Raw genomic sequence first — 22,018 nt, 5'->3', positions numbered from 1 at the left:
CACCGGTAAACAAGCTGTCATCCTGATTTGGGTGATGGGATTACTTAGCGCCATTACAGTTACCTTTAATCTGGGTTATCGCAAATATTACCGCCCTGATTTATTAGTTCCCTTAATTGAACAAAACTCTTCACAACCAGTACTGATAGCTGCAACCCACAAAAGTTCAAACGAAACTGGAGTAATGATGAGTGTAGCCTGGGAATTAAAATTCTCAGGTTCACAAACTAATACCCAATTTCTCCTAGCTCATCAAGACCAAGACCCTAATACCTCTACTATAGCCTTAGAAAAAACCGTTAAACAATTACCCCGACCCTTGGATTTATGGCTGGTTAATTTTGATGCTCCCCTAGGGGAGACAGTAAAACAACAATGTTTACTTGATTCTCAGAACTTACCGGGAGTGTCCGGGTATGAATATCGGGTTTATCACTGTGACCCAAACAATGCCAAAAATTAGAAACATCAATTAACCATGAATGCTAAAACCAGCTTTACCTTGTTGATGTTTATCTGTCTGCTAGCTACTGGCGTGACAGGATATTTACTAGGAGGAATTAACCCTGATACAATTCAATCTTGGTTACAAGCTGCGGGAATTTGGGCACCCATCACTTATGTAGCTATATATGTAGTGGCTACAATCCTAATTTTACCTTCCACGGCTTTAAATTTAACAGGGGGGGCAATTTTCGGAGTGGGGATGGGCACATTTTGGACAAGTATCGCGGCAATAATTGCAGCAATTACAGCCTTTATTTTTGCCCGCACAGTAGGACATCAGATGATTTCGCAAAAATTAGCTGGGCGTTGGCAAGCTATAGATGCTGAACTGAGACAAGGGGGTATATCTTATATATTTGCTATCCGCCTGATGCCCATTATGCCCTATGGATTAGTTAACTTTGTAGCCGGGTTAACATCAATTAGCTTTAGAGATTACCTCATAGGTACGACTTTAGGAACAGTACCCGGAATATTACCCTTTGTTCTCTTGGGTAGTTCTGGCTTGAAGGCTGTTCGCACTGGGGAAATTTTACCATTATTAACTGCCTTATTACTAATTGGAATGCTAATAGGCGGTTCCACTTGGTATCGTCGTCGTCGCTCCTTTCCACCTGATCATAGGTCTTAAAATAACTCCACTATGTTACCTAAATATTCTTTCATCGTCCCCATATACAACGAAGCAGAAAACATTTTAGAAATGTATCGCCGCATTTCACAGGTGATGAATCAGATGGATGGTAAAGTTGAGTTGTGTTTCGTAAATGATGGCAGTCGTGATCTATCTTTGAAAATAATCAGTGAATTACACCAAAAAGATTCACGTGTTGTTTATTTAAGCCTAGCGAGAAATTTCGGTCATCAAATTGCTGTTACAGCAGGGTTGAATTTTGTGCGCGGAGAGGTAACAGTGATTCTCGATGCTGATTTACAAGATCCGCCAGAATTGATTACGGAAATGGTAGAATTATGGAAACAAGGATATCATATAGTTTATGCTCAGAGGATAAAACGTTCTCAAGAAAGCTGGTTAAAACGTTTGACAGCCTATGCTTTTTATAGAATTCTCCAGCGGCTTGCAGATGTGACTATTCCTACAGATGCAGGAGATTTTTGCTTGTTAGATCGCCAAGTTGTCAATGTTCTCAATAAGATACCGGAACGCAATCGTTACATTCGAGGTTTGCGCTCTTGGGTGGGATTTAATCAAACAGCAATCAGATTTGAACGTGATCCGCGTTTTGCAGGTGATCCTAAATATACATTCGGCAAGTCCTTTGCACTGGCAATTAATGGTATAGTTTCTTTCTCTAAAGTACCATTGAGAATATCAACCTATTTAGGATTATTAGCTGCTTTCGTTTCATTGCTCATGTGTTTACTAGTTTTGTACTGGCGAATTTTTATCCCTAATTCTCCTTTAACTGGGGTAACTATTATTCTCATGGCCGTATTCTTCCTGGGAGCGGTTCAACTAATTAGTATTGGGATTCTGGGTGAGTATATCGGACGTATTTATGAAGAGGTTAAACAAAGACCGCTTTATGTTTTGTCGGAAGTTGCTGGTTTTGAAGAGGAATCTGAGCTAGATAACTATTAATTATTTTTTGCTATACCCACAGGTGATAAATTGGCCATCGCCCGTAAATTTTGACAACGAATTAATTCATTAAAATCTAAACTACCATTTTTCTGCATACCAGCGATCGCCTCAATGGCAGATAATAAATGCTCCGCTGCTTCAGTTTCTGAGTAACCCCAATGTTGGTCGATCGCTATAGCTGCTAAATCGGCGTTTAACTCTAATTCCGAAGATTTGTTACCCCGCCAAATCCGCAGCAGCGCCATGGCGCTTAATCCCGTAGCAACTCCCACACCCAGTGCGATCATCGATCTGGTAGGGTGCTTTATTGAACACACTTTTTTGATTTCAAGCCTAACCACTGCTAGGTCAACTATAATAGCCAGTAGACAATTCTTAAACCAAAGCCAAAATTATGACAGTTCGACAACCCCGTTACAGCAAAGAAGAATTTGCTCGACGTGGCGATGAGATTTATGAGTCTCAGGTGCGCCAACAGGTTGAGGAAGGTAATCATGGGAAAATTGTAGCGATCGACCTCGAAACCGGAGGCTTTGAGGTTGATGTGAGCGAAATTGCTGCTTGTGATCGCCTTGAAGCCCGTTACCCAGATGCTCAAATCTGGATTGTCCGCATTGGTTCTCGCTATGTTCGTAGATTCGGGGGGCGCACGAAGAAACAGCATGATTACCGGAATTGTTAATACGGAATTTGAGCCGATTATTCCACTTTCAGTTTGTGGCTCCGATGGCAGAATTTACACACAAGATGCGATCATCGATACAGGTTTTAATGGTTGGCTTTCACTACCGCCAGACCTGATCAATCAGCTAAATCTGAAATGGAAAAGACGAGGACGTGCTATTCTTGGTGATGGTAGCGAATGCGTTTTTAATGTTTACGAAGCAGAGGTAGTCTGGGATGGAGTTCTTCTAACAATTCCGATTGATGAGGCTGATTCAGAACCACTTGTCGGGATGTCACTGATGGAAGGCTATCAGCTAACGGTGCAAGTATTTGAGAACGGTCGTGTCGAACTCAGCAAAGTAAACACGGTTGGGTAGCCCTGCTGTTGATAGGAATCTATAAAATCTAAACTACCATTTTTTTGGATACCAGAGATCGCCTCAATGGCAGATAATAAATAGTTACTAAAAATATTTGACTATATTTTTAGCTTGGTAAGGTCTAAACCTGACTCGGCTAAGTACAAGCCTTTGTACTGAGTTTCCATCAAAGATAGATTCCCCAGCTACCTTTCTTAATATATTTAGGTAACCATTTAAGTCTGCTCAATATATTTTCCCAGATTTAGACCTCAATAAACCTCTCTTCATTCTTTTACCTAAATACTCCTAATTATTTTTTGGTACACCCACAGGTGATAAATTGCCGATCGCCCGTAAATTTTGACAACGAATTAATTCATTAAAATCTAAACTACCATTTTGCATACCAGCGATCGCCTCAATGGCAGATAATAAATGCTCCGCTGCTTCAGTTTCTGAGTAACCCCGACGTTGGGCGATCGCTATAGCTGCTAAATCGGCGTTTAACTCTAATTCCGAAGATTTGTTACCCCGCCAAATCCGTAGCAGCGCCATGGCGCTTAATCCCGTAGCAACTCCCACACCCAGAACATCCCCTTGTGCTGACTCCATCACTCCCGCTACCAAACCAGCGATCGCCACACCTTGATAAATCTGGGGTTGAAACCACTTCACCTGTGTTAACCAGCTTACCTTCTGCAATATTAATAAATCCCGTTGGGGTTCCGGTAAGGAAGACCAGAAATTAAAATTGATAGATATGACTCGCTCCCGTTTCCAAGGTAGAGGAAAAGTAGCATCAATTACCTTGGGCTGCTTGGGCTTGCTGACAATTTTTACCGTCATCCGACTAGAAGCAGGTATGACATTTAGTAACCGGCGAATCTCAGCCTTTGACTCCATAACAATAATTGTTGATGACATAATTACAGTTGTTCACAGTCTCTGCTCTGGTTACCAAAATACTCTATTAGGTGACTGAGATAATATTAGTGTATTCTATGATTATGACTGTTGTACTTAAAAAATACTTAACCAGCTTAACCTTCTGAATTACCAACTACCAATTAAATGGATGCTTTTGCTCCCATCGCCCCTGAATGGACAAATCAAGCGGTTCATGCTCACCAGTTCTGCTGTCCTAGTTGTCACGCTAGTAGCCTCGAAGCGGTAAAAGTTTGGATTAATAGGCGATCGCCTGTCATCACACCAGACAATCGTCGCAAATGGCAAGAATTTTACCATTGTCAGTGTAGTTGTGTGTGGTGGGGTTGGAGTAGCGATCGACCTCCTGCGGATATACAGCACTCCTCAAGTCAATAAAGTACACAGCTTAATATGATAAATCTTGTGGGGTGGGCATCGGTGCCCTTGTCTACCTCACCCAGATAAAATGCGCCCTATAAGCGAAAACCAAAAAACCCGCACCAAGGCGGGCTTTTTAATTAACTGCTCACAACAGCTTTAGAATCTGAAGGTGGTACGCAGTGTACCTACATAGATAGTTTCGTTATTATCGTTGTTTTCAGGGTTGAGAATAACCAATACGCCGGGAGTGACGGTAATGTTGTCGCTGAAGCGCATTTTGTAGAGACCTTCTACGTGATAGGAGGTGTCGGACTCCTCTAGAGAAGTACCTGTTGCTGAAGAACCACCTGTCACTTTGGGAGGTTGACCAAAGATCAGACCCAATACGTTACCTTCTCTACCAAAGTCTTTAACAGCTAAACTGGTAGCCCAGTAGAAAATATCTGCGTCAGCATTGCTAACTTCAGATTTAGCGTTGGAGAAACCAGCCCAACCGCCTAGGGTCAGTGAGGAGCTAGGTTTGAAACTAGCTTGGAAACCATAGTGGTCAGCAGAGGTTGCAACTCGACGTCGAATTGGATCTCCGTTTGTATCCGTACCGACCTGTATGGCACCAAATGGTGTGTTAGCGATTGAACTTCCTGTACTACCAAAAAGGTTCACACCTGTATTTTGTGATAACGGATCATTTTGATAAGCACGTGCGTAGCTGAAACCAACATTTAATGCTTTGCTAGGTTTGAAAGCTACTTGACCGAATATCGTGCTACTACCATCGAAAATACCATTCTTCTCGTTAGGGTTGTTAGCATTGGATGCTACATAAGCGGCGCTTAAAGTTAGGGGACCACTGGGATTCAAGTTGACAGTTATAGCACTACCACCACCGGTGCGGTAAATGGGGCTGAAACGACCGTAACGAGAAATAGCACCGCCACCAGAACTAGCAAAGTCAGGATGGAAGTTAGGGACGTTATCATCTAAGTCAGCACCCACCGCATCGATTTTGATTCTTACGGAGTCACTCAGGTTGAAGGTGTAGTTAAGTTTATCGATGTTAAGATCATCACTAGCCTCAAAACCAAGACGGGTCATGTTAGTCCCTGTGGTGGGTCTTACAAAGTTCCCGTAATTCAACCGAGTTTGCAGCCTATCCTTACCAGTGAAGCTAGTATTGAGAGTTAAGCGTACTCTGTTAGCAAAAGCGGTATTGCTTTGTAGATCGCGATTGTTATCAGGGTTTGTGTCCCTATCCGCTTGCTTCTCACCAAAAGCCTGATACAAGCCAAAAATAGCTTCCCCAGATAACTTTGTGGTGGTAGAAAACTGATTAGCTTCTAACTCAGCAGTGCGAGCTTCCAGAGCATCTACCCGACCGCGGAGGGTTGCCAATTCAGCAGAAAATTCTTCTTGTAACCGCTGTAATGAAGCTAAATCTTGTCTTGTAATGACATCAGCGGTTGCAGTGGCGATTAGTTCGTTAACTCTGTCTAAACAAGCGTTTAAAGCCGCTGCAAATTCAAACCGAGTTAAGGTGCGGTTACCGCGGAAAGTATTGTCGGGAAAACCGGAGATACAACCGTAGCGCTCTACTAAAGATTGTAACGCGCGGTATGCCCAGTCTGTGGGGCGGACATCGGAAAATTGAGAAACAGATGTTACCTGACCGATGCTGTTAGCCTCTTGGGACAATTGCGCAACGGTTGTTTTTTGATTTAGTTCACCAGCCAGGGCTGTATTAGCAAAGAATAGAGCCGCAATTGCAGGGCTAACTTTGAGGGCGTTCCAAAGTAGTTTTGTCATGTTCTTAAGTTTCACTCACACCAAATAAACTGAGATCACAGCAAAGCTTTAGGCTTTTTCTGGTGATATTTTCATAGCTTCAGTTTTGAATATACCAAAATTTTTATAATTAACACAAGCCCATGATCATTTTTTTTGATACTCTATTTTTTATCTGATTATTTTGTGATAGAAGGATAATTCGCCGCTTGTAGCGTAGGAGTAGTTCTTGTTCCTCAAATTCCTGTAGAGTCCGGGTTATAGTCACCCGAGTAGTATTTAAGACTTCTGATATTTCCTGGTGGGTAATATTTAGGTCAATTAATCTCCCCTGTTCCACATCGCGCCCAAATTTTTGACTTAACCACAGTAGGAACCTTCCCAACCGTAAGGACATCGGTTTGAGATGTACAATACTCAATATCTCCTCTGAATCTTGAATGTGTGATAGGAAAGCACCAGTATACTGGTGCCAAAGCTCCGGGGGTACAATACTAACTTCTACGCTTGTCAAACATTCAATTTGGTAGGGTTGGATTTTAGTTAAACAATGTCCCACCAGATCACCAGTTCCCCAATAACCCAGAGCAATAAATATGCCATCTTCGTTCCAGGTTAAGGTACGAACTGCGCCGCGATCAATACGCCACAGAACATCCTTGTCAGAGGGAATTAATTCGCGGCGAGTAAATAATCTTTGTGGTAATTTTCCACTGGGGATAGAGTCATGAGATACATCAGATAACTTTGGGGTCAGACTGGTGGGATACATGATGTAAGTACTTAATATTGGGGCAACTAGAGTTAGCCTAATTAAGTAAGTTTAAGAAAAGGTAATATTTTGGTAAATTGTATGTTACTTAACAAAAGTTAAGGGTATTGTGGGGAGCGTGGTTTCGACTTCGCTCAACCACCCAAATCAGTATGTTCCCGTAAGCGCAGTCGAAGGGAACAACATCAGGGGGTATTGTGGGGAGCGTGGTTTCGACTTCGCTCAACCACCCAAATCAATATGTTTCCGTAAGCGCAGTCGAAGGGAACAATCACCCCCTAACAACTTTGTCCCGTAACAATGTATGCTACCCGGCGACCAATGTTAGTAGCATGGTCTGCCATCCGTTCTAAACAACGAATTGCCAGCGCCAGGAGTACAATCGGCTCCACTACCCCCGGCACATCTCTTTGCTGGGCTAAAGTTTGATAAACTCGATCATAAGCATGATCTACAGTATCATCTAAGCGCTTTAAATCTCGTCCCCCAACTTCATCCAAATCAGCTAAGGCTTTTAAGCTACTTGCTAGCATGGCTTGTGCATGGTGGGACATCTCCTCAATCTCTGGTAAAGAGCTATGTGGTGGGTAAGGAAAAATTTTTACGGCAATGTTAGCTAAATCCTCAGCATAATCCCCAATACGTTCTAAGTCTCGCACTAACTGCATAAAGGCACTTAAACAGCGTAAGTTTTGATCTGTAGGTGCTTGGAGTGTGATAATTGTCGTACAATCTGATTCTATTTGTCTATAAAAGCGATCAATTTTTTTATCTAATCGGGGGAGTTCCCGAGATGCTGTTAAATCTCGGGAAAATAGGGCTTGGTGGCTGAGGCGGAAGGATTGTTCTACCAAAGCTCCCATGCGTAATATATCCCGTTCCAAGCGCCTGATGGCACGTGCTAATTGGGGATTTTGCGGTTGAGAGTTGCGATCATACAAGGCAGCTTGCACACTGATTAATCTCAAAAGTGAAGATATTCTTAACTATAGTCTTGGCTTGGGTAGTTTGCCATAACTTCAGGAAGTTGAAGTTTTAACCAAGCTCCACCGGTTTCTGGATGATTCATCGCTTTAATAGAACCGCCATGGGCGACAATAATTTGTCGCACAATAGCTAAACCTAAACCATTACCCACAATTGCACCCAGAGAATTATTTTCTGGTAGTGAGGAATGAGTCCGAGCTTTATCTCCCCGGTAAAATCGCTCAAATATATGTGGTAAATCTGCTTCGGAAAAACCTAGTCCCGAATCAATGAGATTTATTTCCAAAATAGGAACTAGGCGACTGTCAGTGTCTGGTATTGATAGGATTTGGGCTTGAATTTGAATAGTGCTACCAGGAAGACTATATTTAATGCTGTTGTCCAGCAAGTTGAGAAAAACCTGATAAATACGCCCAGGGTCGGCTTTGATCCACAGATTTTCTGGGCCGCAGTAGGATATAGACAGGTGTTGCTTTTGGGTTAATGGTTCTAAGCTTTCCCACACAGATATGATCAGCGATCGCAATTCCACAACTTCCAAATGCAATTGCATAGCGGGGTTGACTTCCATTTGAGTCAGTTCTAACCAGCTTTGCACTAAGTTAATCAGCCGATCTACCTCTTGCATTAGCCGATCAACCCAACGATTCAAGGGAGGGTCTAAGCGGTTTTGTAAAGTTTCCACCACCAAACGAATGGAAGTCAAGGGGGTTCTGAGTTCGTGAGCTAGGTCAGAAAAAGAGCGATCGCGTTCCTGATTCATGTCTAGTACAGGTTGGCGATTTTCCAGAAACACCCCCACCTGTCCATTGGGTAGTGGTAAACTAGAGGCGCGCAACGCCAAGGGTTTCATCCTCGATATCCCTGATACCCCATTACTTTTAGTAGCGCTAGTACCGCGAAAAGCGGAATCAGAAGAGGGGTGAAATATCCACTCTTTTACCTGTAATGTTTGGCGATCGCGAGTTTTTTCCACTAAATGGTCAAGTTCATAAGACCGCACCAACTCCAGTAACAGCCGCACCTGTCCAGGTTGCCATGTTTGTAGATATAATATTTGTCGCGCTTGCTGATTGCACCACAGCAATTGATTTTCTTCATCTACCTGCAAATATCCTATTGGAGCAAAATCCAGCAAGTCTTGGTAGGTTTTTAGGGACTGCTGCAAATTTTGCTGCTGCTGCTTGATGGTGGTTATTTTGCGATGCAAAGGAGGTATTAGCCCCAGCACCACCTGAGAATGAGCAGAGCTTGAGGGTTCTATTAGTCCCCTTAAGTAGCGTTTCAGTTGAACCTGTTGCCAAATCCACAACCCAGCACCTACCGCTAAACCCAGAAAAAATCCCAATAAGAGCATGAGACTATAAGTTGTTAGTTACTTGATCATTAATAAAAACTAACAACTATCTCCACAGATATCAGAAAAATGCTCAAAACCCTAAATTAACAAGCACGTGTATCTGAGGTAGGAGTTTTCAACCAAAACGGTAGCCAAAGCCTCTGACAGTCACAATGTATTCTGGATGACTAGGGTCATCTTCTAGTTTTTCCCGCAACCAGCGGATATGAACATCCACAGTTTTACTGTCACCCACAAATTCAGGACCCCAAATCTGATCTAGCAATTGCTCGCGAGACCAAACACGGCGAGGATAATTCATAAACAGTTCCAGCAAGCGAAACTCTTTAGGAGATAAATTTACCTCTTCACCACGGACAAGCACACGACATTCTTGGGGATTTAAACTCACAGTCTTGTGTGTTAATACTTGTATTTGTGGCGAGGTAATTAAGCGTTGGCGACGGAGTAAAGCCCGACAGCGAGCCACTAATTCCCTCATACTAAAGGGTTTAGTCAGGTAATCATCTGCTCCTACTTCTAAGCCCAAAACCCGGTCAGTTTCGCTACCTTTAGCACTGAGAATCAAGATTGGTACTGGGTTTCCTTGATGACGCAGCAACCGACATATATCTAGACCATTAACATAAGGAAGCATGACATCAAGAATTATTAAGTCAAAAGCGGGTTCCCCTGACTTGGCTTCACAACTTTGGAAATACTCTACAGCTGATTGCCCATCCGCAGCACTTATGACGCTAAAACCTTCTTCTTCCAAGGCTAAAGCTAGCATCTCTTGGATTAACTCCTCATCTTCTACTACTAAAATACGGCTGGTTGAGCCAATTTTGCCTCTGGTAGAAGACTGGACGGATTCACTGGTATACATTGATAGCAGGAAAGTCTATTTTTTTGTATGAATTAACATTTTGCAATTAACCACCGTGGTTTGATTTCTCTACAGCAGTAATTTTTTTTGCAAAAAGTAATACAAATCACAATACATCATCAATAACTGTAATTGCAAGCTACCATCAGTATTTTTAGCAATTGACTTGATGAAATTATTTTCTTAATTATGATGATTTATTGACAATCCCACCAAGCAAAACAATAAACCTTGAAAATATAATCATGCCTCTCTCGCTGCCTCTAAGGTAGATACTTTTGTACTACAATCCAACCGGTCAAGGACACCCAAATAAAACCACCAAAGAGAATCATATTCACACCAATATGTAAAGGTCTAGCCCAAGAACGCCTAGTGTTAATTTGTGTGGCGCTCCAAGCAGACAGCAAAACTAATATTACTACTATTAACCCAGCCATCAAGTGTGATGAGTGTCCCAATGAGCCAAAGTGTCCTATAGTGCCAATAATGCCAATGGCTAGCAGTAGTAACACTAGACTAACCATAGTGATACCAATTGTATAATGCAGCGATCGCACCTCTCTACGTCCCCCCAGGAACCAGCGGAACCTGGGGAAATGCGCCAAAGTTCTTTCCCGAAACATCCAAATACCCGTAACTGCTAGGAGCAGATACCCTACCAGCGATAACCCCATCGACCAAGCGGCTATTTTCCACAACCAAATAAAAGAAGGTAAATTCATGACATTGATTGTAAATGGAAATGGAGCCAGATGGGGACCGGGAGAGTCAATCAAAAAGGTTGCTGAATTTGGCAACCCCGAAATTGGATAAAATTGTTTTTTTAATCCAGACTCAGCCAGCAATTGTTAAAGGTTTTGTTGTATTTTCAAGTTGGTTATTAATTGACTGCACCGTTGGTTGTGTCTTCATGGTGTCCATATCTATTGAGTCTGTATGAAACTCATTACTAGTAGGCTCACTCATAGCCAAGCGATCGCACGCAATTGTATCAGATAAAATTGCACTGGCCATCATTCCCGTATGAATTTCCATTTGAGCTTCTAATGGAGCTTCAAACACAAGGCGCTGTCCCGGAAAAACAACTCTTTCAAAGTACCAATTAGAAATATTGCAGATGCGAGCCACCTGGATTTTGTTTGTAGCATTAACGTAGCAACAAAGGATATGCTCAGATTGCTCAGGTGGTAGAGGATCTAATATTTGAGGCATAACTGCGGAGGAGCTTTACGCTACAATTTTACATTACACCATTTAAACTAACATTGCCTGATCCCAAGATGCTGTAACTCCGACTACCAACCGAAATTTTCTACGCTATTTCTATCTAAATATATGTTCAAGTTATGAAACCTTAATCAACTATCATAACTTTAGTAAAAAAAATATACTCCCCCAGAGTGATTTTAAATTTTCCTGGACTCGGATCACTGATTCTGACTCCCACAGGGCGGTTTGCTCCCTGAATAGCCAAACTCAATGTTATGGTAAAGATATATAACAATCTTGCTCATCAAATATATTCATGTATTTATGTCCTTTGACTCGGAGCAAATCCAACTATTCCCACAATTGTCCGCACTGTTCATCGCAGTAGCAATTGGCAACTACAAAGCCAACTAAAATAAACAAACAGTTTTCAACTGCATATCTGTCTATCGTTTTCATAAACAACTGCAAGGTGAAAGCCCAAAAACCCATGATGGAAAATCGCATTCTCTACGTTCGCCTTCCCTGTAACCCCATATTTCCCATTGGGGTAGTATATCTTTCAGATCACATTCACAAACTATTCCCCAACATTGAACAACGGATCTTTGATTTGGGAACAGTACCACCTTTAGATTACGCATCCAGCCTAGATACCTGTATCGATGAATTTAAACCCACACTCCTAGTATTTTCTTGGCGTGATATTCAAATTTATGCTCCAGTGGGTGGACGTGGGGGTAACCCACTACAAAACGCCTTTGAGTTTTATTATGCCCAGAATCCCCTGATCAAATTACGTGGAGCTTTAGGCGGTTTGCGAATCTTTATCGCTTACTATGTCGAGTTGTGGCGCAACCAAGGATTAATCAAACGTGGTTTAACACGCGCCCAAAAATATCACCCTGATGCTCGTGCCATTGTCGGCGGTGGTGCAGTCAGTGTATTTTACGAACAATTGGGTAAAACCTTACCCCCAGGGACAATTATTTCCGTAGGTGAAGGTGAAACACTCATCGCAAAACTTTTAAGCGGTAGAGAAATTCAAGATGAACGTTGCTATGTAGTGGGAGAAACTCAACCACGACCACGCCTAATTCATGAACAACCCACCCCCTTGGAAAAAACCGCCTGTAACTACGACTATATAGAAAGTATCTGGCCAGAATTTAACTATTACCTGCAAGAACAAGACTTTTATATTGGCGTACAAACCAAGCGCGGTTGTCCCCACAATTGTTGTTACTGCGTTTACACCGTCGTAGAAGGTAAACAAGTCCGCATCAACCCAGCAGCAGAAGTAGTTACCGAGATTCGCCAATTATATAATCGCGGTATTCGCAACTTCTGGTTTACTGATGCTCAATTTATCCCAGCACGTAAATTTATTGATGATGCTGTAGAACTATTACAGAAAATTGTCGATTCTGGTATGACAGATATCCACTGGGCAGCATACATCAGAGCCGACAACTTAACACCCCAGTTGTGTGACTTAATGGTCAAAACCGGGATGAACTACTTTGAAATTGGGATTACCAGTGGTTCTCAGGAACTAGTTCGCAAAATGCGTATGGGTTACAATTTACGCACCGTCTTACAAAACTGTCGCGACTTAAAAGCAGCTGGCTTTAACGAATTAGTTTCCGTCAACTATTCCTTTAACGTCATTGACGAACGTCCCGAAACCATCCGCCAAACCATCGCCTACCACCGGGAACTAGAACGAATTTTTGGCGCTGATAAAGTTGAACCAGCTATCTTTTTTATTGGACTCCAACCCCATACCCATTTAGAAGAATATGCCTTAAAAGAAGGTATCCTTAAACCAGGATATAACCCCATGAGCTTGATGCCATGGACAGCTAAAAAACTCCTCTGGAATCCTGAACCCCTTGGTTCTTTCTTTGGGGAAGTCTGCTTACAAGCTTGGAAACAAAACCCTAATGACTTCGGGCGCGAAGTTATGAACATTCTAGAGGAAAAATTGGGTTGTGCCAATTTGGAAGAAGCACTTTCTGCACCTATGGAAAAGAAAGAAAAACAGGTTCTCAGTGTATCATAGACATTTGACATCCTCTCGCCGCAGTAGTCAGAATATCACAACGTCCCTGGGGGGGTTATATAGAACCACTCTAATATGGTAACTTGTATTTAGATGATTTCCTCAGCGGGCGGGATGTCTACCCTACAAGAGTTTTAAGATTTATTATATATTACCCATCAAGCTGCAATCTGCTGTAAATTCATAGTTTAATTCAGCAACGCCCAATTCAAAATTCCGATCAAAATTCAGAATTACTTACCAATTATGACAGCCTATGTTAGAAGGTTCAATACTACAAAAGCTGGAAAAAGCACACCGCAATACTACTAGACCCCTTGCACTTGGGGTCTACTACAAAAATACTTTAGTTTCTCTGTGCCATGCTTTAGAAGACCACATCTTAAGTGAAGATAGTTCACCTTTAGTTATTACAGCCTTTCAACAAGGTAAATGGTATCTCCAAGAAGCCGAAAGATACGCAGATATGGCTCAGTGTAGCCAGCAAATTGTGATTATGGCGGCACCGGATACAGGCTTTTTAGAACATCCCACTAGCCAACTTAGTAATGTGGATCTAGTGCCATTAAATCCGCTTGATCCAGTAGCCCAGGAGTGGCACTTAATTATCCTGTCCGCAGAATACACAGCTATGGTACTTTGTCAAGAGCTATCAGAGTCTGATTATGGGGCAGATGGTAGACCAGCCTCTGATATAGAGCGGAAATTCTACGGCTTATGGACATTTGAACCAGAGTTAGTGCAAGAAACAGCCAACTTGGCGATCGCCCACATTCAAGAATACAATCCAGAACTAGCAGAAAAACTAATCAACCATCAAAAAAATATACATTGTAGTCCAGTTACGCCAAAACATTTAAGTGCAGTTGTCTCCCGCGTAGTAGATTATCTCGAGACAGGACAGAACCCACAACCACTGAGCACTGCTCCCAGTCAACAGGCCTTAGACCGTAACCTAGTTTCTAATGAAATCCAGGCATTTTTACGGATGGCGCAATTAATCGACATGGCAGATGTCCAAAATCCCATGGCCTGCGCCGAAGTGGTAGCACTTGCTGAGATCATGGGGCAGCTTTTAGAACTACCCGCATGGCAGATTAAACGATTGCGACTAGCAGGTTTTTTACACCGTATAGACCCACTACAAAAAGCGGAAAGCCTTCTCACTCCCGGTACATCTACCCGCTACCAAGAACAAGCGCCCCATTGTCCCTTAACTTGTCCCCTAGTACCAGGAGCCCAGGTATTGCGAACCATGCCCAGACTCCAGGCCATTGCCCAAATTATCACCCACCAAAGCGAATGGTGGAACGGTACAGGGGAACCAGCAAATTTAGCCGGAGATGAAATTCCCTTAGAATCGAGAATTTTAGCCCTAGTCTCCGATTTCCAGTGCCGCGTCAACAACATCAAATCATCCCCAAACACTCCCCAAGAAATATTTACCCAAGCCTTAGAGGCATGCAGACAACAACAATCAACCCGCTTTGACCCTAAACTTGTAGATGCTCTAGCTTTATTAGTTATGGGTTTACAGCAGGGTCTAGACTTACCCGTGATATCACTCAAAGTCAGCACCGGCCTATGGCTCCTTGACTCCCAATGGGATAAGTATCAACAAACCAGTACAGTACAACCTCACTGATCAAACCTCTGAGCTTCCTAATTACCAGTCATCCCCATGAATATTGAAGCCATTAAATCAGGAAAACTCAAACAAGTTCCAGGAGCTAACTTAGAAGATGAGGAACTCTCCCAACTTGACCTGAGCCGGATCAATCTCGCAGGCGCTAACTTAGTCGGTACTAATTTCATCGGTTCCAAACTTGAAGGCGGACATTTCCAGGGAGCCAACTTGATGGGCGCAAACCTGCAAAAAACTGACCTGCGGGCGAACCTCATGGGAGCGAACTTAATGCAAGCCGACTTAACCAGTGCCGACTTGCGTGGTACTAATTTACGCGGAGCCAACTTAATGGGGGCCACACTGGCTGATGTCTCCCTGGCTGGTGCTTTCTTGAGTGGTGCTAATTTAATGAATGTCAACCTACAGGGTGTTGACTTACGCAGTGCTGACTTACGGGGTACAAACCTCACCGGCGCTAATCTCAAAGGTGCTGACTTAAGTCGTGCTGATTTGCAAGGAAGTTTATTAAGTGGAGCTAACTTAGAAGAAGCTGACCTACGGGGCGCAAATTTAGCCGGGGCGAACCTCACGGGCGCCAATCTCCTCTGTGCTGAGTTGGAAGGGGCAAATTTGACCGGGGTCAAGTTAGATCAGGCTTGCTTACTGGGGACAGTCATCGCCACAGGTTGTTAAAAAAGTATTAAGCTAGGACTCGCCAACGCATCCACACCGCCAGTATCCCCATAAACACCACCCCCATCACTCCTTGTAGAGGATTATTATTTACACCCGTCACCCAATCAGGAACTTGACCAGTATATTCAATTAAATTGCCCACATTAATTATGTAATAGCCCCAAACTAAACCACCATGTAAACCAATCGCTAAACCCAATCTTCCCCCACGCCAGCGTTTAGCCCATACCTGCGTTAACCCCAGCAATACCAAAGCTGGAAATTGGGGTAATGTTTGAATAATTGCCTCCCACGGTTTAATAAAGTGCAATGCAGCAAAGGTGACAGCATTGACCCAAAGTGCCACACCTAAGCTATAGTCCCGTTCTAGTTCATCCAGTAACCAACCTCGAAATAATAACTCTTCCGCAAACCCCACACCTAAAGAGACAATTAAACCCTCTAGAATTATTCTCGGCCAGAAAACCTGCGGTTGTTGCCATACCAGCCAACCTAAAAAACCTTGTAGCCCAAACACTACCAGAATGCCAACTATACCAGTAGCTAAACCATTCAGCAAATCCACTGCATTAGTCTGGGTGATTTCCCCGCCATATTGTCTGAATATGTGGGGTTGGTGATAGACATTTTTACCCCATAGCCGCAACAGCAAAATAAATTGAGCATATAACAGCACCATTGTCAATATACTTACTAAGTTAGGATCCCTAACTAAGAAGTAAATTGGGATGGCAAAGGGTAGCCATAGGAGTAATAAGGCTGCCACAAAATAACCCAGCCTGATGGTAACAGGACTGTGGGCTAAACGAATTAGGTTGATTTTCATGGAATTTTGAGGAATAAGTCCAATATATTGTCTTATTCGTCCGGTTCAATAGTGCTACTTAAACCACGACTTTTTAATGTTTCGCAATAAAATTCCGCGTGTTCCTGAGCGCAAGTAATGACTAAAGCCAAACCGTTAGTATGGGCTTCCATCATAATGCTTACTGCTTGGGGTTGGGTCAGGCTCGGTACTGTAGTTACTAGTGTCTGTACTACATACTCCATGGAGTTGTAGTCGTCATTATGGAGCAAAACCCGGTACCGAGGGGCAAGCTTGCGGGATGTGGAACGCTTCTCAATGGTTTCTACAGACACGGCTGTTTGCTTTTAATTTCGATGATTGACAACAAAGTAGATGTTAAGTCAGTCGATAGCATTGACTTAATACTTATTTACTTATGCTATAACATCCCGATACAAACCTCAAAGATTAACCTGAACGCTTTCCACTCTGCCCAGAAATTTCTGATAATCTGAAATTAAGGTATGTTGAATATCTTGGTTTGAGATAGCCTATTCTCGCTTTTACAATCAAATAAGCCGCCACTTCGTCAATTTAACGAATATGAGCCTAGAGTTTCAACCAGGACAAATTGTATCTTTAGACCATAGTGACAAGAATTTACTTGCAGAAGTTATCCAAGTCGTGGTTGCTCGTCAGCTGTGCTGGTTACGTCCCCTGCTGTTAGCTAACTGTACACCAGAACCACCAATTATTACTGATCTGCGAGATGGTTCACATTTGCTTTGTCCTCTTAATTTGGTGCGACCAGCCCTAGATACGGAGGTCATTACCTTTTTGAGCCAGATTTTAGCTAAAGAACCCAAAAGCAACCTAGACTCAGCCGCTCAACAGCAATATTATCAATTTATTCAGCAGATATACCGAGGAATTGAGGACTAGGGGAAGGAATTTACCGTCCTCATGCCTATTCGCTGCCCGAAATTAAGCGTAACGAATACCAGCATCTCTGTATGTGGATTTAACCCTGTCACCCCAAACCTCCGTTCCATCCAATTAACCGCAGCCTCCCTGAATTCTTGTGTTCCCTGATAGGGTGGGTAGTTATGGGTGGAGGGGTCATCAATTGCTTGATGCATGGTCTGAAGAATCTGAGTAGGAGTTGGTTTATCTGGGTCGCCCAGTGCCAGATTAATGATATCAACTCCCTGAAGCCCAAGTTGTTCCCGTTTGCTGTTAAGTTCAGCAAACAAATAAGGAGGAATTTTTTCTAAACGTTTAGCGGGCTGCATGGTGGTTTGTTACTACTAATGCAAGTTATGGATGCTCATTAGCACAGTTTACGCCACACCGGTGAAATAAATACTAAATTTCCGGGAAAAACACTAGCCATGACCCGGGATTTCCCTTGTCAGCAAGCAGTAGTCAACCCCAACTAGGTACTAACTTTACCCTACCCGCATCCATTTCTGCCATTAATAACTCTAGAGCTTCATAATCTACATCAGAAATGTAACCCATTTGAGTTAGTTCTGAATTGATTTCATTTTCGATTTCGGGAGTTAATTTTTGAATATCAAGGGCTTTTTCAACCAGTTGACGGATAATGTATTTAGTTCTCATCAGTAATATACCAAGACTATATGTGATAATTCCTGTCCAAGATACTGTTGGGTATACAATGTGATTTAATTTTTCATGCTGGTGTGAACTATATCATTAGAGCATGGAATAAATAATCTGTCTTTAACCTTGGTATGCAACCCTGTCCAGCATGACAATAAATCAAGTCTTTGCATCTAAACCTGAGAGTGAGTTAATTAGTTTGAGTTACTAACCCCGTAAGCTTTGTCAGAAAAGTTACGCTTAATTTATCTTCTCTATGGCGGTCTATGTAAATTGTTTTGCAGATGGACGGCAAAAAAAGTATACAGATACACATTTTATCCTGTATTTACGACAATTTTATCAAACATCTGATGTTTGATAAAAATTCCGCAAAGTTACCGGAACATCTGGGAATACATCAGAAGCAAAAGTTGGCGCTGTACAGTTAAAGTATCAATTAGTCCCCCTACGCCTGCCCGACTCTCACCCACACCGCGATAGATAAGTTAGTAAACGCTGTTGAATATGTAAAAGTATAAATGTACCAAATAAATCTACCAATAACTGCAATTTATAATTGTAGATTGTGATTCAGCAACGGACAAAGCTGCATTTTTACAAAAATATGGCCATGAAGATTGAATAACTGCACCACACAGGCTACATTAATGCTAAATTATAGTAGATTAGCTGTAATTAAGGTAGCTAAGAAGATAGCATAGTGGTTGTTGCAGTTGAGAAATTAATCACAGCGGATATATTAAAGCCAGCGCGTTACCTTGGTAACGAGCGCTTGGCAGTACATAAACCCTGGCATAAGGCCACAATACGCTGGGCTTTAACCTACCCAGAGGTGTATGAAGTCGGCTCGTCTAACTTAGGGCATATTATTCTATATAATATACTGAATGCCCAGCCCCAGCAATTATGCGATCGCTCTTATTTACCAGGATCTGACCTGGCTGCAAAACTGAGGGCAACCAATACACCCTTGTTTGCCGTAGAATCAAAGCGACGCTTAGAAGAATTTGACATTTTAGGTTTTAGTCTCAGTTATGAACTGGGAGCAACTAATATCCTGGAAATGTTAGACCTAGCGGGAATCCCCCTCACATGGCAAGAAAGAGCCGAGGGTAACTACCCGTTAATTTTTGCCGGGGGACAGACGGCCACATCAAACCCCGAACCATACGCCGACTTCTTCGAGTTTTTCGCCCTCGGCGATGGGGAAGAATTACTACCAGAAATTGGGTTAGTGTTGGCAGAAGGGAAACAAAGCAAACTAAGTCGGGAAAATCTACTCCTAGACTTGGCTCAGATACCAGGGGTCTATGTCCCTCAATTTTACGATATGGCAACGGATGGCTCAGTACATCCTCGCCGAAAGGATGTGCCAAAACGGATTATCCGCAGGGTAGCAACCCCAATTCCAGCATATTCCATTGGTTTAGTTCCTTACATGGAAACCGTCCATGACCGTCTCACACTGGAAATTCGCCGAGGATGTACACGTGGTTGTCGCTTTTGTCAACCAGGAATGCTGACTCGTCCAGCCAGGGATGTGGAACCAGAACAGGTAGTAGCAACCATTGAAAAAGGAATGCGGGCTACTGGATACAATGAGTTTTCCTTGCTATCCCTGAGTTGTTCCGATTATTTGTCCTTACCAGCAGTAGGGATGGAAATCAAAAACCGGTTAAAAACGGAGAATATTTCCCTGACACTGCCTAGTCAACGGGTAGATAGATTTGATGAAAATATTGCCAAGATTCTGGGTGGAACCAGGCAAGGTGGACTAACTTTTGCGCCAGAAGCCGGCACACAAAGAATGCGGGATATTGTAAATAAGGGTTTAACTAATGAAGAATTATTAAGAGGCGTAAAGACAGCTTGGGAACAAGGCTGGGATAAAATTAAGTTATATTTCATGATTGGCTTGCCGGGGGAAACAGATGCCGATGTGGTAGGCATTGCGGAAACAGTCAGTTGGCTACAACGAGAATGTCGCGGTAGAGGCAGAAAACCACTAAACTTTAACCTGACAATTTCTAACTTTACACCCAAGCCCCATACGCCTTTTCAATGGCACTCAGTTTCTACTACAGAGTTCAAACGGAAACAAAACTTACTCAGACAAGAATTCCGTCGCATTAGGGGTGTTAAGGTGAATTTCACCGATGTCCGAATTTCGGCAATGGAAGACTTTGTGGGCAGAGGCGATCGCACACTAGGGAAAGTAGTCCGTCGCGCCTGGGAATTAGGAGCCGGTATGGATTCCTGGTATGAAAATTTAGATGCAGCCTTTGGTGCTTGGGAAACAGCCATCGCCGAAGCTGGTTTAGATTGGAAATATAGGCGGGTAGAAAAGGGCGAGTGGAATCTGTTTGATAGCCAGGAAGACAAAGTTGAGGGGACAAGGGGAAGGGGCGTAAATTCGGCTTTCACTCCCCCACTACCTTCGCCAGACTCCCTAAATATGCCCTTACCTTGGGATCATATAGACACAGGCATCGATAAAAAATGGCTGCAGGAAGACTTAAAACGGGCTTTAGCAGCGGCAGTAGTCCCGGATTGTTCTTTTGCAGCTTGCTCACACTGCGGTGTCTGCGGCACAGACTTCGGACATAACATTGTGATTTCACCGCCACCAATACCAGAATTTCCCGGCAATTTTGTTCCCAATACAAATAAAACCCAAAGACTGCGGGTCTGGTTTGGTAAGCAAGGGTCCATGGCTTTAGTGAGCCACCTGGATTTAATGCGCCTGTTTGATCGGGTCATCCGCAGAGCAGGTATACCCATTGCCTTTACCGGTGGATTTCATCCTAGCCCCCGGATTGCGATCGCCAGTGCTTTAGCTCTTGGGTCCACCAGCAGTGGAGAAATTGTAGATTTTGAGTTAACCCAGCCAGTGGAAGTTGAGAATTTCCGACAGCAACTAGTTCAGGAACTGCCTGGGGACATCCCCATATATAAAGTTGCTAGTATAGACTTGAAAGCCACCGCAGCTAACCAAGTCATGGAGGCTGCGGCTTATGTAATTAAGGTAGCAACCTCCAGATCAGTAACAGTAACACAATGGCAAGAATGGATTGATGCCATCAAAGCCAAAAATGAGCTATGGTGGGAGAAAACTAGCAAATCAGGGAAGAAGGAATTAGTAAATCTGCGCTCCCGGTTGTTTGAACTGGAATTAGTAGAAACTGAAACCAGTACAGCAGAGTCCACAGCTGTTCTGCATTATCTAGGAAGTTGTCGCCATGATGGTGTGGTCTTGCGTCCCGAACAAATACTGTCTATGCTAGAGATAGTATCGCTCGAAGAATTTCAATTGCTGCACATCCACCGCAACCAGCTAGTTTTAGGTGTATAATCCCTAATAAGCAATGCTTTATTTAGAGCCTCCCTCACCAGAAAATCGCCGAAAGGCACGGAAGCCACTTGGCTTTAGACAGTGGAGGAAGTGCCAACGGCTTGATTCGCAGTGACAGTTAACCATGATGGTGAAAAACCCGCAGGGTGGACAGCAGGCGAAAAATGAGTTAGTCGTGGGGTATATAAAACTTCTGATGGATTCAAAATTAATGCGGACTGCTGGGCTACCGCTAATATTTTGAGAAAAGTAGGGGTGATGCTAGGAATTGATCTTAGCGGAATCAGTAGAGGCTGTTTAAGTCAGCCTAAGAAAGTTCGTTTATGGACTCTTCAGAAATCCCCGGTTTTCTAAACAGGGGAAGCTTAATCCCCTACTAAGCAGGGAGGAAAAGCTATCTATAGCTATGGGAGCGTGTACTTAGCTAAGACT

General features: G+C 43.0%; 22 protein-coding genes and 2 pseudogenes. 11 read left to right on the top strand and 13 right to left on the bottom strand.

Annotation, left to right across the window (positions count from 1 at the left end; translation table 11 throughout):
* The 3 genes and pseudogenes from NWP21_RS10715 to NWP21_RS10705 form a co-directional block, all read left to right on the top strand.
* Positions 1-463, top strand: a pseudogene (locus NWP21_RS10715) (glycosyltransferase); the annotation flags it as partial.
* Between the two features lie 15 nt (positions 464-478).
* Complete coding sequence (locus NWP21_RS10710; RefSeq protein WP_280792682.1) at positions 479-1,138, top strand: TVP38/TMEM64 family protein; 660 nt, start codon at positions 479-481, stop codon at positions 1,136-1,138.
* A gap of 12 nt (positions 1,139-1,150) precedes the next feature.
* Entirely contained in the window at positions 1,151-2,110 is a 960-nt protein-coding gene (locus NWP21_RS10705) for a glycosyltransferase family 2 protein (RefSeq protein ID WP_280792681.1), read from the top strand.
* Here NWP21_RS10705 and NWP21_RS10700 read toward each other — a convergent pair.
* Positions 2,107-2,400 carry a DUF3318 domain-containing protein gene (locus NWP21_RS10700; RefSeq protein ID WP_348519770.1) on the bottom strand — a complete coding sequence of 98 codons (294 nt, stop codon included), beginning with the start codon at positions 2,398-2,400 and terminating at the stop codon, positions 2,107-2,109. The two genes, NWP21_RS10705 and NWP21_RS10700, sit on opposite strands and share 4 nt — an antisense overlap.
* Positions 2,401-2,507: 107 nt before the next feature.
* Here NWP21_RS10700 and NWP21_RS10695 point away from each other — a divergent pair, with 107 nt between their 5' ends.
* Together NWP21_RS10695 and NWP21_RS10690 are read left to right on the top strand one after the other, a co-directional pair.
* Positions 2,508-2,795: a hypothetical protein gene (locus NWP21_RS10695; protein WP_280792680.1), complete on the top strand. Its 288-nt coding sequence runs from the start codon at positions 2,508-2,510 to the stop codon at positions 2,793-2,795.
* The gene (locus tag NWP21_RS10690; RefSeq protein WP_280792679.1) at positions 2,776-3,156 is read left to right on the top strand and encodes a clan AA aspartic protease; all 381 of its coding nucleotides are present in this window, start codon (positions 2,776-2,778) and stop codon (positions 3,154-3,156) included. The genes NWP21_RS10695 and NWP21_RS10690 overlap by 20 nt, the downstream gene beginning before the upstream one ends.
* Before the next feature lie 291 nt (positions 3,157-3,447).
* On the opposite strand, the gene NWP21_RS10685 is transcribed toward NWP21_RS10690, so the two are convergent.
* Positions 3,448-4,044, bottom strand: a complete 597-nt coding sequence (locus NWP21_RS10685; RefSeq protein ID WP_280792684.1) for a DUF3318 domain-containing protein — start codon at positions 4,042-4,044, stop codon at positions 3,448-3,450.
* Between the two features lie 168 nt (positions 4,045-4,212).
* Between NWP21_RS10685 and NWP21_RS10680 the strand changes: the two genes are divergently transcribed.
* Positions 4,213-4,464, top strand: coding sequence for a hypothetical protein (locus NWP21_RS10680; protein WP_280792678.1), 252 nt, complete (start codon positions 4,213-4,215; stop codon positions 4,462-4,464).
* Positions 4,465-4,605: 141 nt separating this feature from the next.
* Here the strand turns inward: NWP21_RS10680 and NWP21_RS10675 are convergent, their stop codons facing one another.
* The 7 genes from NWP21_RS10675 to NWP21_RS10645 form a co-directional block, all read right to left on the bottom strand.
* Positions 4,606-6,252, bottom strand: a complete 1,647-nt coding sequence (locus NWP21_RS10675; RefSeq protein WP_280792677.1) for an iron uptake porin — start codon at positions 6,250-6,252, stop codon at positions 4,606-4,608.
* Between the two features lie 109 nt (positions 6,253-6,361).
* Positions 6,362-7,003 (bottom strand): Crp/Fnr family transcriptional regulator, encoded by a 642-nt coding sequence (locus NWP21_RS10670; protein WP_280792676.1) that lies wholly within the window; start codon positions 7,001-7,003, stop codon positions 6,362-6,364.
* A 278-nt stretch (positions 7,004-7,281) separates the two neighbouring features.
* Entirely contained in the window at positions 7,282-7,956 is a 675-nt protein-coding gene (phoU, locus tag NWP21_RS10665) for a phosphate signaling complex protein PhoU (protein WP_271734032.1), read from the bottom strand.
* A 29-nt stretch (positions 7,957-7,985) separates the two neighbouring features.
* A complete protein-coding gene (locus tag NWP21_RS10660; RefSeq protein WP_280792675.1) occupies positions 7,986-9,347 on the bottom strand; it encodes a PAS domain-containing sensor histidine kinase in 1,362 nt (453 codons plus the stop codon).
* 118 nt (positions 9,348-9,465) lie between these two features.
* A complete protein-coding gene (locus tag NWP21_RS10655; RefSeq protein WP_280792674.1) occupies positions 9,466-10,218 on the bottom strand; it encodes a response regulator transcription factor in 753 nt (250 codons plus the stop codon).
* A 263-nt stretch (positions 10,219-10,481) separates the two neighbouring features.
* The gene (locus NWP21_RS10650) at positions 10,482-10,943 is read right to left on the bottom strand and encodes a DUF4079 domain-containing protein (RefSeq protein ID WP_280792673.1); all 462 of its coding nucleotides are present in this window, start codon (positions 10,941-10,943) and stop codon (positions 10,482-10,484) included.
* 112 nt (positions 10,944-11,055) lie between these two features.
* On the bottom strand, positions 11,056-11,433 hold the full coding sequence (locus NWP21_RS10645; RefSeq protein ID WP_271734028.1) for a DUF1830 domain-containing protein: 378 nt from the start codon (positions 11,431-11,433) through the stop codon (positions 11,056-11,058).
* Positions 11,434-11,920: 487 nt separating this feature from the next.
* Between NWP21_RS10645 and NWP21_RS10640 the strand changes: the two genes are divergently transcribed.
* From NWP21_RS10640 to NWP21_RS10630, 3 genes are all read left to right on the top strand, one after another.
* Positions 11,921-13,495, top strand: a complete 1,575-nt coding sequence (locus NWP21_RS10640) for a photosystem II high light acclimation radical SAM protein (protein ID WP_280792683.1) — start codon at positions 11,921-11,923, stop codon at positions 13,493-13,495.
* A 256-nt stretch (positions 13,496-13,751) separates the two neighbouring features.
* The gene (locus tag NWP21_RS10635; RefSeq protein ID WP_280792672.1) at positions 13,752-15,140 is read left to right on the top strand and encodes a DICT sensory domain-containing protein; all 1,389 of its coding nucleotides are present in this window, start codon (positions 13,752-13,754) and stop codon (positions 15,138-15,140) included.
* A 36-nt stretch (positions 15,141-15,176) separates the two neighbouring features.
* Positions 15,177-15,815, top strand: a complete 639-nt coding sequence (locus NWP21_RS10630) for a pentapeptide repeat-containing protein (protein WP_280792671.1) — start codon at positions 15,177-15,179, stop codon at positions 15,813-15,815.
* Between the two features lie 7 nt (positions 15,816-15,822).
* Here NWP21_RS10630 and NWP21_RS10625 read toward each other — a convergent pair whose 3' ends face one another.
* Together NWP21_RS10625 and clpS are read right to left on the bottom strand one after the other, a co-directional pair.
* Positions 15,823-16,644, bottom strand: a complete 822-nt coding sequence (locus NWP21_RS10625) for a type II CAAX endopeptidase family protein (RefSeq protein ID WP_280792670.1) — start codon at positions 16,642-16,644, stop codon at positions 15,823-15,825.
* A 32-nt stretch (positions 16,645-16,676) separates the two neighbouring features.
* Positions 16,677-16,958, bottom strand: coding sequence for an ATP-dependent Clp protease adapter ClpS (gene clpS, locus NWP21_RS10620; RefSeq protein WP_280792669.1), 282 nt, complete (start codon positions 16,956-16,958; stop codon positions 16,677-16,679).
* Positions 16,959-17,208: 250 nt separating this feature from the next.
* On the opposite strand from clpS, the gene NWP21_RS10615 reads away from it, so the two are divergent.
* Entirely contained in the window at positions 17,209-17,547 is a 339-nt protein-coding gene (locus NWP21_RS10615) for a hypothetical protein (RefSeq protein WP_280792668.1), read from the top strand.
* A gap of 65 nt (positions 17,548-17,612) precedes the next feature.
* On the opposite strand, the pseudogene NWP21_RS10610 reads toward NWP21_RS10615, so the two are convergent.
* Both NWP21_RS10610 and NWP21_RS10605 read right to left on the bottom strand, forming a co-directional pair.
* Positions 17,613-17,897 (bottom strand): annotated as a pseudogene (locus NWP21_RS10610) (aminotransferase class I/II-fold pyridoxal phosphate-dependent enzyme); the annotation flags it as partial.
* Between the two features lie 133 nt (positions 17,898-18,030).
* The gene (locus NWP21_RS10605; protein WP_271733716.1) at positions 18,031-18,228 is read right to left on the bottom strand and encodes a hypothetical protein; all 198 of its coding nucleotides are present in this window, start codon (positions 18,226-18,228) and stop codon (positions 18,031-18,033) included.
* A gap of 706 nt (positions 18,229-18,934) precedes the next feature.
* Here NWP21_RS10605 and NWP21_RS10600 point away from each other — a divergent pair.
* Positions 18,935-21,586, top strand: coding sequence for a TIGR03960 family B12-binding radical SAM protein (locus NWP21_RS10600; RefSeq protein WP_280792667.1), 2,652 nt, complete (start codon positions 18,935-18,937; stop codon positions 21,584-21,586).
* Positions 21,587-22,018: the final 432 nt, after the last annotated feature.

Origin of the sequence: Anabaenopsis sp. FSS-46, assembly GCF_029891665.1 — a bacterium.
GTDB classification, from domain to species: domain Bacteria; phylum Cyanobacteriota; class Cyanobacteriia; order Cyanobacteriales; family Nostocaceae; genus Anabaenopsis; species Anabaenopsis arnoldii.
Note: the sequence above shows the minus strand (reverse complement) of the source record. Positions and strands in the feature narration are given on the sequence as shown.

What these genes read in the sequence shown, in the direction of transcription:
- NWP21_RS10710 (WP_280792682.1), top strand. Translation starts at nt 479, where the DNA reads ATGAATGCTAAAACCAGCTTTACCTTGTTGATGTTTATCTGTCTGCTA.
- NWP21_RS10705 (WP_280792681.1), top strand. Translation starts at nt 1,151, where the DNA reads ATGTTACCTAAATATTCTTTCATCGTCCCCATATACAACGAAGCAGAA.
- NWP21_RS10700 (WP_348519770.1), bottom strand. Translation starts at nt 2,400, where the DNA reads ATGATCGCACTGGGTGTGGGAGTTGCTACGGGATTAAGCGCCATGGCG.
- NWP21_RS10695 (WP_280792680.1), top strand. Translation starts at nt 2,508, where the DNA reads ATGACAGTTCGACAACCCCGTTACAGCAAAGAAGAATTTGCTCGACGT.
- NWP21_RS10690 (WP_280792679.1), top strand. Translation starts at nt 2,776, where the DNA reads ATGATTACCGGAATTGTTAATACGGAATTTGAGCCGATTATTCCACTT.
- NWP21_RS10685 (WP_280792684.1), bottom strand. Translation starts at nt 4,044, where the DNA reads ATGGAGTCAAAGGCTGAGATTCGCCGGTTACTAAATGTCATACCTGCT.
- NWP21_RS10680 (WP_280792678.1), top strand. Translation starts at nt 4,213, where the DNA reads ATGGATGCTTTTGCTCCCATCGCCCCTGAATGGACAAATCAAGCGGTT.
- NWP21_RS10675 (WP_280792677.1), bottom strand. Translation starts at nt 6,252, where the DNA reads ATGACAAAACTACTTTGGAACGCCCTCAAAGTTAGCCCTGCAATTGCG.
- NWP21_RS10670 (WP_280792676.1), bottom strand. Translation starts at nt 7,003, where the DNA reads ATGTATCCCACCAGTCTGACCCCAAAGTTATCTGATGTATCTCATGAC.
- NWP21_RS10660 (WP_280792675.1), bottom strand. Translation starts at nt 9,347, where the DNA reads ATGCTCTTATTGGGATTTTTTCTGGGTTTAGCGGTAGGTGCTGGGTTG.
- NWP21_RS10655 (WP_280792674.1), bottom strand. Translation starts at nt 10,218, where the DNA reads ATGTATACCAGTGAATCCGTCCAGTCTTCTACCAGAGGCAAAATTGGC.
- NWP21_RS10650 (WP_280792673.1), bottom strand. Translation starts at nt 10,943, where the DNA reads ATGAATTTACCTTCTTTTATTTGGTTGTGGAAAATAGCCGCTTGGTCG.
- NWP21_RS10645 (WP_271734028.1), bottom strand. Translation starts at nt 11,433, where the DNA reads ATGCCTCAAATATTAGATCCTCTACCACCTGAGCAATCTGAGCATATC.
- NWP21_RS10640 (WP_280792683.1), top strand. Translation starts at nt 11,921, where the DNA reads ATGATGGAAAATCGCATTCTCTACGTTCGCCTTCCCTGTAACCCCATA.
- NWP21_RS10635 (WP_280792672.1), top strand. Translation starts at nt 13,752, where the DNA reads ATGTTAGAAGGTTCAATACTACAAAAGCTGGAAAAAGCACACCGCAAT.
- NWP21_RS10630 (WP_280792671.1), top strand. Translation starts at nt 15,177, where the DNA reads ATGAATATTGAAGCCATTAAATCAGGAAAACTCAAACAAGTTCCAGGA.
- NWP21_RS10625 (WP_280792670.1), bottom strand. Translation starts at nt 16,644, where the DNA reads ATGAAAATCAACCTAATTCGTTTAGCCCACAGTCCTGTTACCATCAGG.
- NWP21_RS10615 (WP_280792668.1), top strand. Translation starts at nt 17,209, where the DNA reads ATGAGCCTAGAGTTTCAACCAGGACAAATTGTATCTTTAGACCATAGT.
- NWP21_RS10605 (WP_271733716.1), bottom strand. Translation starts at nt 18,228, where the DNA reads ATGAGAACTAAATACATTATCCGTCAACTGGTTGAAAAAGCCCTTGAT.